The sequence below is a fragment of the Skermanella sp. genome, assembly GCF_059503625.1.
In genome coordinates, this window is the sequence record NZ_JCACHA010000752.1 from 1 (window position 1) to 9,843 (window position 9,843).

13 protein-coding genes are annotated in these 9,843 nt (G+C 64.8%); 5 read left to right on the top strand and 8 right to left on the bottom strand.

Annotated features, from left to right (window positions below; translation table 11 throughout):
- Positions 1-153: 153 nt before the first annotated feature.
- From AC5JJ6_RS25925 to AC5JJ6_RS25940, 4 genes are all read right to left on the bottom strand, one after another.
- Positions 154-774: a glutathione S-transferase family protein gene (locus AC5JJ6_RS25925; protein WP_496044837.1), complete on the bottom strand. Its 621-nt coding sequence runs from the start codon at positions 772-774 to the stop codon at positions 154-156.
- A gap of 116 nt (positions 775-890) precedes the next feature.
- The gene (hemN, locus tag AC5JJ6_RS25930; protein WP_496044838.1) at positions 891-2,243 is read right to left on the bottom strand and encodes an oxygen-independent coproporphyrinogen III oxidase; all 1,353 of its coding nucleotides are present in this window, start codon (positions 2,241-2,243) and stop codon (positions 891-893) included.
- Positions 2,244-2,314: 71 nt separating this feature from the next.
- Positions 2,315-2,713, bottom strand: a complete 399-nt coding sequence (locus AC5JJ6_RS25935; RefSeq protein WP_496044839.1) for a DUF4112 domain-containing protein — start codon at positions 2,711-2,713, stop codon at positions 2,315-2,317.
- A gap of 5 nt (positions 2,714-2,718) precedes the next feature.
- Positions 2,719-2,880: a YqaE/Pmp3 family membrane protein gene (locus AC5JJ6_RS25940; RefSeq protein ID WP_496044840.1), complete on the bottom strand. Its 162-nt coding sequence runs from the start codon at positions 2,878-2,880 to the stop codon at positions 2,719-2,721.
- 179 nt (positions 2,881-3,059) lie between these two features.
- Between AC5JJ6_RS25940 and AC5JJ6_RS25945 the strand changes: the two genes are divergently transcribed.
- The 3 genes from AC5JJ6_RS25945 to AC5JJ6_RS25955 all read left to right on the top strand — a co-directional run bounded on the left by AC5JJ6_RS25945 (position 3,060) and on the right by AC5JJ6_RS25955 (position 5,229).
- On the top strand, positions 3,060-3,794 hold the full coding sequence (locus AC5JJ6_RS25945) for a DUF1194 domain-containing protein (RefSeq protein ID WP_496044841.1): 735 nt from the start codon (positions 3,060-3,062) through the stop codon (positions 3,792-3,794).
- Between the two features lie 89 nt (positions 3,795-3,883).
- Positions 3,884-4,291 carry a hypothetical protein gene (locus AC5JJ6_RS25950; protein WP_496044842.1) on the top strand — a complete coding sequence of 136 codons (408 nt, stop codon included), beginning with the start codon at positions 3,884-3,886 and terminating at the stop codon, positions 4,289-4,291.
- 107 nt (positions 4,292-4,398) lie between these two features.
- Positions 4,399-5,229 (top strand): ImuA family protein, encoded by an 831-nt coding sequence (locus AC5JJ6_RS25955; RefSeq protein WP_496044843.1) that lies wholly within the window; start codon positions 4,399-4,401, stop codon positions 5,227-5,229.
- On the opposite strand, the gene AC5JJ6_RS25960 is transcribed toward AC5JJ6_RS25955, so the two are convergent.
- From AC5JJ6_RS25960 to AC5JJ6_RS25970, 3 genes are all read right to left on the bottom strand, one after another.
- Positions 5,202-5,678: a CBS domain-containing protein gene (locus tag AC5JJ6_RS25960; protein ID WP_496044844.1), complete on the bottom strand. Its 477-nt coding sequence runs from the start codon at positions 5,676-5,678 to the stop codon at positions 5,202-5,204. The genes AC5JJ6_RS25955 and AC5JJ6_RS25960 overlap by 28 nt on opposite strands.
- A gap of 116 nt (positions 5,679-5,794) precedes the next feature.
- A complete protein-coding gene (locus AC5JJ6_RS25965; protein ID WP_496044845.1) occupies positions 5,795-6,769 on the bottom strand; it encodes a zinc metalloprotease HtpX in 975 nt (324 codons plus the stop codon).
- Between the two features lie 104 nt (positions 6,770-6,873).
- A complete protein-coding gene (locus AC5JJ6_RS25970; protein WP_496044846.1) occupies positions 6,874-7,686 on the bottom strand; it encodes a PhyR family response regulator anti-anti-sigma factor in 813 nt (270 codons plus the stop codon).
- A 376-nt stretch (positions 7,687-8,062) separates the two neighbouring features.
- Here AC5JJ6_RS25970 and AC5JJ6_RS25975 point away from each other — a divergent pair, with 376 nt between their 5' ends.
- Entirely contained in the window at positions 8,063-8,776 is a 714-nt protein-coding gene (locus AC5JJ6_RS25975; RefSeq protein ID WP_496044847.1) for a cytochrome b/b6 domain-containing protein, read from the top strand.
- A 68-nt stretch (positions 8,777-8,844) separates the two neighbouring features.
- Here AC5JJ6_RS25975 and AC5JJ6_RS25980 read toward each other — a convergent pair whose 3' ends face one another.
- Positions 8,845-9,300 (bottom strand): c-type cytochrome, encoded by a 456-nt coding sequence (locus AC5JJ6_RS25980; protein ID WP_496044848.1) that lies wholly within the window; start codon positions 9,298-9,300, stop codon positions 8,845-8,847.
- 183 nt (positions 9,301-9,483) lie between these two features.
- Between AC5JJ6_RS25980 and AC5JJ6_RS25985 the strand changes: the two genes are divergently transcribed.
- Positions 9,484-9,843, top strand: a 360-nt coding sequence (locus AC5JJ6_RS25985; protein ID WP_496044849.1) for a hypothetical protein, incomplete at its 3' end; no start/stop codon positions are given.

Below are 9,843 nucleotides of genomic sequence, written 5' to 3' on the forward strand. Positions count from 1 at the left end.
ATTTCGAACCGGTATTCGATCCGGCCAGGACTTTCTTGATGAAATTCAGCCGTGTTCATTGCCATGATATCCCGGTTTCACCAGGAGCATACGCAATATGCGGGCAATCGCAAATGTCTGAGATTAGGGTTGTTACGCTTTGCCGCGCCGCCGCTATTCCGGCACCACCATCCCCCGCTGGACGGCAGGGCGGGTGCTGACGAGGTCATGCCAGCGTTTCATGCTGGGGTACGTCTCGAACAGCGTCGGGGCGGTCTGGGAGGCTACGGCGACGAAGGGGAAGACGGAGATGTCGGCGATGGTGTACTCGCCGTCCACCAGATACTCGGTCTGGGAAAGCTGCGCTTCCAGCGCGCGGTAGCAGCGGTGCAGTTCGGACTTGAACAGCTCGATCGCGTAGGGGAGCTTTTCCGGGGCGCGGACGCCGAAGCGGAACATGTCGACCGAGGTTGGGCCGACATCGCTGACGCCGAAGGCCAGCCAGTTCCACACCTCGGTCCGGGCGCACATGTCGGTCGGCAGGAACCTGCCGGTCTTTTCGCCAAGATATTCCAGGATCGCGCCGGAGCCGAAGACGCGGCGCGGAGCCTTGGCGGCATCGTGGTCGATCAGGGCGGGGATCTTGCCGAGCGGGCTGATGGCGAGGAAGCCGGGCTCCAGGTTCTCGCCCGCCGTCATGTCCACCCGGACGGTCTCGTAGGGCAATCCGGTTTCCTCGAGCATGATCGAGGCCTTGTGCCCATTGGGCGAAGGATAGCTGTACAGCGTGATCATCGCGCGGTCTTCTCTCTCATGGCATCCGCCATCCCTCTGGCATTCCCTTAGTTTTGGCCCAAATGACCGCAGAAAACCAGAGGGTAATACCAGACGGGAAGGAGAGAGGGGCCGGATCAGATCGCCTTCGAGTGCCGCATCGCCGCCACGTCGAGGTAGGGATCGAAGGCCGCCGCTACCGCGCGGACCAGCGGGCGCACGTCCTCCGGGACCGTGATGCGGTGACCGTCGATCTTCGCCAGCCCGTCCGCCGCCAGAGGCGCCAGCTTGTCGAGGTCGGGGGCGAACAGTCCGGCGTCCATGCCGTGGCGGGCCGCGACATCGTCCAGATCGACGGCCAGGTCGCACATCAGGCGCTCGATCAGGTCACGGCGCATCCGGTCGTCGGCGCTTAGCCGCTTGCCCTTGACGATGGGCAGCCGGCCGGCGCGCACGGCTTCGCCGTACCGGTCGATCGCCGGGTCGTTCTGGACATAGCCGTTGGGCATCGCGCCGATGGAGGACGCGCCGAAGCCGATCAGCACATCCGCGCCGTCGGTCGTGTAGCCCTGGAAGTTGCGGCGCAGGGTGCCGTCCCGCTGCGCCACCGTGATCGGATCGCTTTCCAGCGCGAAGTGGTCGAGGCCGATCTGGTGGTAGCCATGGTCCGCCAGCACGGCGGCGATGACGTCGAACTGCTTCCACCTTCCGCGTGAATCCGCGAGTGCGGATTCGTCGATCAGCCGCTGGTGCTTCTTCATCCAGGGAACATGGGCGTAGCCGAACACGGACAGTCGCTCCGGCGTCAGTTCCATCACCAGTTCGGCGCTTTCCTCGCAGCTTTCCGGCGTCTGGTGGGGCAGGCCGTACATCAGGTCGAGGTTGATGCTGTCGATGCCGACACGGCGGAGCGCCCGGACGGCGCTCTCCGTCACGGCATAGGGCTGGACGCGGTTGATGGCGCCCTGAACGGTCGGGTCGAGGTCCTGAACGCCGAGGCTGGCACGGTTGACGCCGGCCCGCGCGAGGGCGGCCGGAGCTTCGGCGGCAAGCGTGCGGGGGTCGATCTCGACCGCGATCTCGCAGTCCGGCTCCACCGTGAAGCGGGAGCGGACATGGGCCAATAGGGCTTCGAAGTCGGATGGGGCGATCATGGTCGGCGTGCCGCCGCCGAAATGGATGTGGCGCACCGGGAGGCCGCTTGGCAGAGCGGCGGCGATCAGGTCGATCTCCCGTTTCAGCAGGTCGAGATATTCGGCGACCGGCTCGTAGCGCGCCACGATCTTGGTGTGGCAGCCGCAGTACCAGCACATGGACCGGCAGAACGGCACATGGAAATAGAGCGACAGGCTCTGGCCGGCGGGCAATGCTCCCAGCCATTCCAGATAATCGGCGGCCTGGACCTGGCTACCGAAATGGGGGGCCGTCGGGAAGCTGGTGTAGCGCGGTACCCGGAGGCCGTCATACTTGGCTATGAGATCTGCGTTCATGGCGGCAAGACTGCGCGCGGCCAGCCTTGCCCGCCTTGATTTGGGTCAAACTTCCGGCTGAACTGGCCGCTTCAAACCCGGCGCAGAGTCGGACGAAGTGCCGGGTTGCGGTCGCGCTCTTCCTCGAGGTGACGGCGCAGCAGGTTGACGTTGCGGCGGTTGGCCTTGAAGCCGATGTCGAACAGGGTGCCGAGCACCGGGATGGAGCCGACCGCCCAGTCCAGTCCGGCATTGCCCGCCATGCGCATCAGCACGCTCTTGGGAACGCCCATGCGCGACGCCTGATAGACCAGATAGGCCGAGACGACGCCGGTGGCGCTGTCGCCCACGACAGGGAAGATGCTGGCGATGCCGTCGATCCCGATCGGGATGCCGAGACCGGGGATGCGCCAGCGGCTGTCGAGCAGGTCCGCCAGCCGCTCCAATTGAGCGAGCTTGGCGTCGTAGTCCTGGGGAGCGGCCGGGGCCATGGTGCTTACTTGTACTTGAGGATAATATAAAGGGCGTGAATGATACCGGGAATGTAACCCAGGATCGTCAGCAATATGTTGACCCAGAATTGCAGGCCGATACCAACCTGAAGGAAGACACCCAGCGGAGGCAACAGGATGGCAAGGAGAATTCTGACGATATCCATTATTCGGCCTTTCGGGTCTCGATTTGATCGGTTCAAGCGTCTCAACACCATGTGGTGTGCTTCGTTCCATTCTTCAGGATCTTGAAAAACAGGGTCGTCGTTCCTCGGGAGCCGTGATGCTTGCGTGATTCGTCGGCGCTTGGTTCAATAGACCGGTCATTCTCCTCCAGGAGGTTGCGATGCGCGTCCGTGCCAACCCGATCGCCGGCCTGCCGGCCCTGTGGATGCTGTTGATGACGGTGGGAGCATGGCCGGCCCAGGCGCAGCAGCCGGTGGACCTGGAACTGGTCCTCGCGATCGACATCTCCGGCAGCGTAGACGAGGAGGAGGCGGCGCTCCAGCGCGAAGGCTATGTCGCGGCCCTGACCAATCCGCGCGTGGTCGCCGCCATGGGCGGCGGCCCCTTCGGCGCCATCGCGGTGACCTATGTGGAATGGGCGGGGGAGGACTATCAGCGGATGGTAGTGCCTTGGACCTTGATCGGTACCGGCGAGCAGGCGGCGAGCTTCGCGCAGCAGATCCAGGCGGCGCCCTTCGCGTCGGCCCGCTGGACGTCGCTGAGCGGCGCCATCGATTATTCCGCGACGCTGTTCGACGGCAACGGGTTCGAGGGTGTCCGTCAGGTGATCGACATTTCGGGCGACGGGGTCAACAACCGCGGGCGTCCGCCGGTGCTGGCGCGCGACCAGGCGGTGGAGCAGGGCATCACGATCAACGGCCTGCCGATCCTGAACGACAGGCCCAATCCCTGGGGCGGTGCGGCGCCGGTCGATCTGGACCGCTATTACGAGGAGAACGTGATCGGCGGGCCGGGGGCTTTCTACATCGCGGCGCGCGACTTCGACGCCTTCGCGTCCGCCATCCTTGCCAAGCTGATCCGCGAGATCGCCGGGCTCGAAAACGGGTCCGGCTGAAGGTCCGTTAAAGGCTAATCAATTTTTAAAAACTGCCTGTCTATACCCTGGGATGTGCTCATCCATGAGCGTGATATCAGAGGTATTCGATGAGAGAGCTTCGCTGCATCGTCTTCACTGAGCGCGAGCTTATCGGCGCCGTTATTGCCCGTCGCCGCAAACGCAATGAGGAACTGCCCCAAGGGACTGTCGAGTCGGTGAAGTTCCAGACCGGCGAGATGATCGAGACTGTCATGGAGGTCAAGGACGACTACGGCAAGACCACCACCCTGGTCCTGACGGAACAGGAAGTCGCGGCGGCTATGATCGCCTTCTGCATGGGGCGAAAGATCCCGTTGCCGGTCGAGGCGGAAAAGACGCTCCACGTGATCAAGGACGCCGCCACCCTGATCATCACCATGAATTTCAACAAGACCCCCCGTCTGGTCAGTACCGGTCCGGACAAGAAAATGCGGCGCGTGGGAGCGGGACGCGATCTCGCCAGCTCGCTGTTCTGACCGCTTGAAATGGCTTTCTTAGGAAAAAAGGTGCCTCCTTGACTTCCTTCGTGCTTCAAACTAGAACAAATAGGGAACATTTCCGCTAACAGGGCTAGATCATACCCATGCCAACGCCATCCGACGCCACGCCCGCCGCTTCCAAGGCCGCCGTATTGGCCGAGTTGCGGGGGCGTATACGGCGGATGGAAGGGATCGGCGGGGCCGACGGCACCCGTTTCCTGCCGCTGGGTGTTCCCGATGTGGACGGCGTCCTGCCGGATGGCGGGCTGCCGCTGGGGTGCCTGCACGAGGTCGTCGGCGAGAACGATCCGTTCAACAGCGTGGCGACCGGCTTCAGCGCCGCGATCCTGGCCCGGATCTCCAGCCGGCGGACGGATTCGGGTAGCGGGGTGGCAGGTAGCGGGCAGGTGGTCTGGATCACGCGGGACGACGATCTCTACGCGCCGGGAATCGCCGCTTACGGCCTGAAGCCGGAGCGGCTGATCGTCGTGAGCGCCCGGCGCGATGCCGATATCCTGTGGGCCATGGAAGAGTCCCTGCGCTGCCGGTCCCTGGCGGCGGTGCTGGGGGAGGTCGGCGATATCGACATGGTGGCCAGCCGCCGGCTGCAACTGGCGGCGGAAGCATCGGGCGTCACCGCACTGCTGCTTCGCTCGTCCAGCCGCCGGCTGGGAGCCGCCACCGCATCGGTGACGCGCTGGGGCCTGAGCGCCGCCCCCAGCCTGCCCGCCGATGGGCAGGCTGGGAGCGGCGAGCAGGGAGTGGGGCTGCCGCGCTGGCGGACCCGGCTGCTCCGCTGCCGTGGCGGGCAGCCGGGCGAGTGGCTGCTGGAGTGGCGCGGCGACGGCCTCGTTCTGGCTGACGATCCGGCTGAAGGAGCTTCCGGGGAAACCGAGCCGGAGTGGCTTCAGCGCATGTCTTCCAGCGTCTGGTAGAGATGAGCCCGATCCTGGAGCACGCCCTTCTCCATGTCCATTTCGGCGACCGCGTGTTTGACCACGTCATCGACGCTGACGATCCCGCACAACTCGCCGTGATCGATCACGGGGATGTGAAGGATGTGCCACTTGGTCATGTTTTCCATGACGTGGCGCAGGCTGTCGTCCGGACCGCAGGTCTTGACGGTGTGGGTCATGATCGAACTGATCGGCGCGTCCAGGATTTCCGACGTGGTGAGATGCCGGATGCGGCTTTCGCGCTCGGCCAGGGCGTAGACGATGTCGCGGACGGCGACGATTCCGTTGACATGCTTGCCGTCTTCGCTGACGACCACGCAACCCGCATGATGAAGCTTCATCAGGTGAGCGGCTTTGGAGATGGTGTCGTCGGGGCGTACCTTGACGACGGTCTTGCCTTTCAGCTCCAGAAGCGTGCGGATCTTCATGACTGCTCCCCTTGCCATCGCTGCATGAATATTATGGTCGTATTGTCATGCGACTGGCGTGGAAGGGGCTTGATCCAGGTCAATACGCGCCGCCATACTCCCAAAGAGTTCGGCTTTCAGTACCACAAGCCCGTCAGCCGGTGACGCGGCCGGGTCCGGACTTCGCGGAACCGACCGGAGCCGGGCCCATGTCCGCCGGCCGCCGAAGCGATGCGGCCGTCGTCGAGCTGGCCACTGAGCGCGGCAAGGCGGCGGATGCGTTCTTCCGTCGGCGGATGCGTCCGCAGGAGCGACGGGTTGGGATCGCGCCGGCCGGGCATCAGCAGCGACTCCCACAGACCCCGGCCGTTGCGTTCGAGCTTGCGCAGCGCTCCGGCCAGCGCCATCGGGTCTCCGGTCAGCAGCGCGCCGCCCAGGTCGGCGTCGTATTCCCGGGTGCGGGACAGGGCCAGCTGAAGCAGCGCCCCGATCGTCGGAGCAAGCACCAGCAGCAGGATCAGGCCCCAGGGAATGGTGACGGCACCCGTCAGCAGCAGGGGCAGGTTGAACAGCAGCAGGATCTGGCCGAACAGCGACATCATGCGGGTCAGCCGGCTGACCGTATCGGCCAGCCCCATCAGCCAGAGATCGCCGTTGCGGACATGGCTGATCTCATGCGCCAGCACGCCCGACAGTTCCCGCAGCGTCAGGGACCGGATCATGCCGTCGGTCACCGCGATGGCCGCGTCGCCGGGCCGTCCCATGGCGAAGGCGTTCAGCGTCGGGCTGGGTATCCAGTAGAGTTGAGGCGGCGCCGGAAGCCCCGCGCGCTCCGCCAGCTCGTTCAGGACCCTGACGGCGTTCGGCAGGTCCCAGGGGCGAACAGGCACCGCGCCGTAGAGGCCGAGCACCATCTGCGGCGACATGCGGGGCGCGAAGGCAAGGCTGATTCCGCCCAGCGCCAGCGCCCACAGCCCACCTTCAGGTCCGGCGACGATCCAGCCGCAGGCCGCCAGCAGCCCGATCATGCCGCCGAGCAGCAGAACTGTGTGAAGGCGGTTGGTCAGGCGATGGGGGCTGTGGAAAGGATCGCGGGCTGCGGCGAGGGACATGCGGGCGGTTTTCCGATCCGGGGTTTGCTTCCCAGAACTTCGGCGCCCCGTCCTGCCGTATCAATAACCCGTATGGCAGCTATGAAACACGTAGGGCAGGGCGCTCAGCCGGCGGATCGGCCGGCAAGCGTCGGGGGCGTGTCGCCGGGACGGGGAGTGAAGACGGCCTGGGTGATCGCCCGCTCGATCTGCTCGCGGGTGAACGGCTTCTTGATGACCGGGCCGAGATAATCCAGGCCGCGCTGCTTCAATTCCTCGGCGAAGGCGGTCACGAAGATGATCGGCAGCGCCCGCGTCTCGCGCAGCGCCTGCGCCGTCGTGATGCCGCTGCCGCCGTGAGCCAGCCGCAGATCCATCAGCGCCAGGCTGGGCTGGTTGGCGGCGGCGGCGGCAAGCGCCTCTTCCATGGTCGCGGCGGTGCCGCAGACCTTGTGCCCCATGCCCAGGACGGTTTCCGTCAGGTCGTAGGCGATGATCGCATCGTCTTCGACGATCAGGATATTCGCCACCAGCTGCTCGCGCATGGCGTTCTGCGCGCGGCCGAGCGCTTCGCGCGCCTCGTCGGAGGGAACGCCCATGACGTCGGCCGCCTGCGGCGTCGACAGTTCCTCCAGGCTGACCAGAAGGAATACGCGCCTTTCCAGCTCCGGCAGGTTGCTCAGCGCCGCTTCGATCGGATGGCCGGGGTCGCCGGAAACGGCGGCGGAACCCGGACTGGTACCCCTGGCGGCGTCGAACAACCCGTTGAGCAATGTATAGAGGCGGCGTCTGGTGACCGGCTCGTCGTCCGCCTCCAGGTTGTACCGCTCAGGTTCGATCAGGGCAGCCTCAAGCGCACGGGTGACGAGATCGTCGCCGCTTGTCGTGGAACCGGTAAGCGCGCGCCCGTAGCGCCGCATATACGGTAACTGAGCCATCAGTCTCCGGGCTTGCGCTTCCATAAAACCTCCGCTGGTCCCTTTCCGTTCCTTGAAGGGATGATGTCTGTTTATCCCGCGCGGGGAACGAATTCAAGCCGACAGCACAAGTCTACTCCGAGGTCTTATCCTTGATAAACACAAAGAGTTATGTCGCAAACAATAGTCTACATCGAATGATGGTGTTACTTTAACGGATTGCATGTGGCCGCTCTGCGCCGCGCAGCGATTTTCCCGGGATGAAATTCCCTTCATGGCGGTATCGCATGTGCGGTATGATCCACGGGCAGCGCCTGCCGGCCGTTTCTACCACTCCCATGCTTCCCGCCGGGGGAGCGCGGGGGCGCCGGGCAGGCAGCCATCGGAAGGCCTTATCATGAACGATGTTGATACCCAGCGGCCTTCGGCCGGCCAGCAAAGCGTCACCGTATGGGACCTTCCCGTCCGTCTTTTCCATTGGCTGCTGGTGATTTCCATAGCCACGTCCTGGGCGGCCGCCGAACTGGGCTGGATGCGTATCCATTTCCTCAGCGGCTACACGATCCTGACGCTGCTCCTGTTCCGCCTGGGATGGGGGATCGTCGGCAGCTATCCGGCCCGCTTCGCGACCTTCATCAGGGGACCGCGCGCGGCATTGGAGCACCTGCGCGAACTGCGGCTGCCGCCGGACCGGGTGCCGCCCGTTCTGGGCCACAACCCGCTGGGCGGCTGGATGGTCGTGACTTTGCTGCTGGTCCTGCTGGCCCAGGCGGGAAGCGGCCTGTTCACGAGCGACGACATCATGGTCGACGGTCCCTTCGTGGACCTTGCGTCAAGCGCCGCCGTCAAGACGCTGAGCACGACGCACCGCCTGCTGTTCGACCTGATCTTGGTGCTTGTGGCGACCCATGTCGCCGTGGTCGCGGCTTACCTGGTGATCCGCCGCGAGAACCTGATCCGTCCCATGATCACGGGACGCAAAACCGTCCCGGCCGGCATGACGGCCGAAGGACTGGCAAAGATGCCGGCGGCGCGTCCCGGTATCCTTTCCGCCACCCTGGTCTTCTGCACTGCCGCCGCTCTGGTCGTCCTGTTGCTCGGGACGGCCTGAACCGGGGCCGGCAGGTCCGCCGGTCCCGGTTCAGGCCGGATGTTCCGACCGGAAACTCCGACCGGCGCCTATTCGGACCGGTAGGTGTCGTGGCATGCCTTGCAGGTTCCGCCGACCGCGCCGAACTGCTTCTGCACGGCGGCCTTGTCGCCGCTCGCCACGGCCTGGACCAGCTTGGCGCTTTCGGCCTCGAAAGCCTGAGCCTTGACGCCGAAATCGGCACCATTGCTCCAGACGGCGGCCTTCGCCTTGGTCTCGCCCTTGTCCGAACCGGCCGGGAAGAGCGCGGGGACCTGCTTGGCAAAAGCATTGATCGACTGCGCGGAAGCTGCGGCGCCGGACAGGTCGCCGCCCTCTTCGAGGATCTTCTTGATGGCGCCGAAGCTCTTCTTGGTGGCCTCGAAGCCTTCCTTGCGAACCTTCAGCGAGTCCTCGGCGGCATGGACACCGGAAGAAAAAAGAGCGCCGCTGAAAATCAAGGCACCCGCAATGAGGGCAGAAGCAAACAGACTAATCTTTCGCATTCCGATATTTTCCGATTTTTAGGTTGGTATGATGCGGTGCGAACCCTTGCGATGCCGACGCATGGTTGTCAATCCACCGATCCGGCTCTTCTGTCCGGATATAATCCGTGATCGTTTTCCAAAGATCATTCCTGGTCCGGAACCATGCCCGGAACAGCGGGTTATTCGGGAGCAATGCAAGACATGCTGCTCCTCACGCCCGGCATACCGCACCCGGCCCAGCCGGGAGCTTCGATGCGTGCGTGGAGGATGCTGCGGCACCTATCCGGAAGTTACAGGGTCCACCTCGGCTGTTTTGCCGACGACTCGGTCGATCGCCGGCATGAGGGTTTCGTCAGGCAGTTCTGCCATAGCGTCTTCTTCGCGCGGAGCGAGCGCCCGCCTTCACGCAAAGTGGCTTCCGCCGGACTGCTCAACCTCGGCCGGTCCCGCCATCCGGTGCGCGATGCGGCGCTGATGGCCTGGGTGGAGCGGGTCTGGAACGAACGCCGCCCGACGCGGGTCCTGGCATTGTGCCCGACGATGGCGCCCTATGCCCTGATG

Coding starts and splice junctions, on each gene's coding strand:
- AC5JJ6_RS25980 (WP_496044848.1), bottom strand. CDS start 9,300: ATGCGAAAGATTAGTCTGTTTGCTTCTGCCCTCATTGCGGGTGCCTTG.
- AC5JJ6_RS25955 (WP_496044843.1), top strand. CDS start 4,399: ATGCCAACGCCATCCGACGCCACGCCCGCCGCTTCCAAGGCCGCCGTA.
- AC5JJ6_RS25925 (WP_496044837.1), bottom strand. CDS start 774: ATGATCACGCTGTACAGCTATCCTTCGCCCAATGGGCACAAGGCCTCG.
- AC5JJ6_RS25970 (WP_496044846.1), bottom strand. CDS start 7,686: ATGGCTCAGTTACCGTATATGCGGCGCTACGGGCGCGCGCTTACCGGT.
- AC5JJ6_RS25975 (WP_496044847.1), top strand. CDS start 8,063: ATGAACGATGTTGATACCCAGCGGCCTTCGGCCGGCCAGCAAAGCGTC.
- AC5JJ6_RS25965 (WP_496044845.1), bottom strand. CDS start 6,769: ATGTCCCTCGCCGCAGCCCGCGATCCTTTCCACAGCCCCCATCGCCTG.
- AC5JJ6_RS25960 (WP_496044844.1), bottom strand. CDS start 5,678: ATGAAGATCCGCACGCTTCTGGAGCTGAAAGGCAAGACCGTCGTCAAG.
- AC5JJ6_RS25935 (WP_496044839.1), bottom strand. CDS start 2,713: ATGGCCCCGGCCGCTCCCCAGGACTACGACGCCAAGCTCGCTCAATTG.
- hemN (WP_496044838.1), bottom strand. CDS start 2,243: ATGAACGCAGATCTCATAGCCAAGTATGACGGCCTCCGGGTACCGCGC.
- AC5JJ6_RS25940 (WP_496044840.1), bottom strand. CDS start 2,880: ATGGATATCGTCAGAATTCTCCTTGCCATCCTGTTGCCTCCGCTGGGT.
- AC5JJ6_RS25945 (WP_496044841.1), top strand. CDS start 3,060: ATGCGCGTCCGTGCCAACCCGATCGCCGGCCTGCCGGCCCTGTGGATG.
- AC5JJ6_RS25950 (WP_496044842.1), top strand. CDS start 3,884: ATGAGAGAGCTTCGCTGCATCGTCTTCACTGAGCGCGAGCTTATCGGC.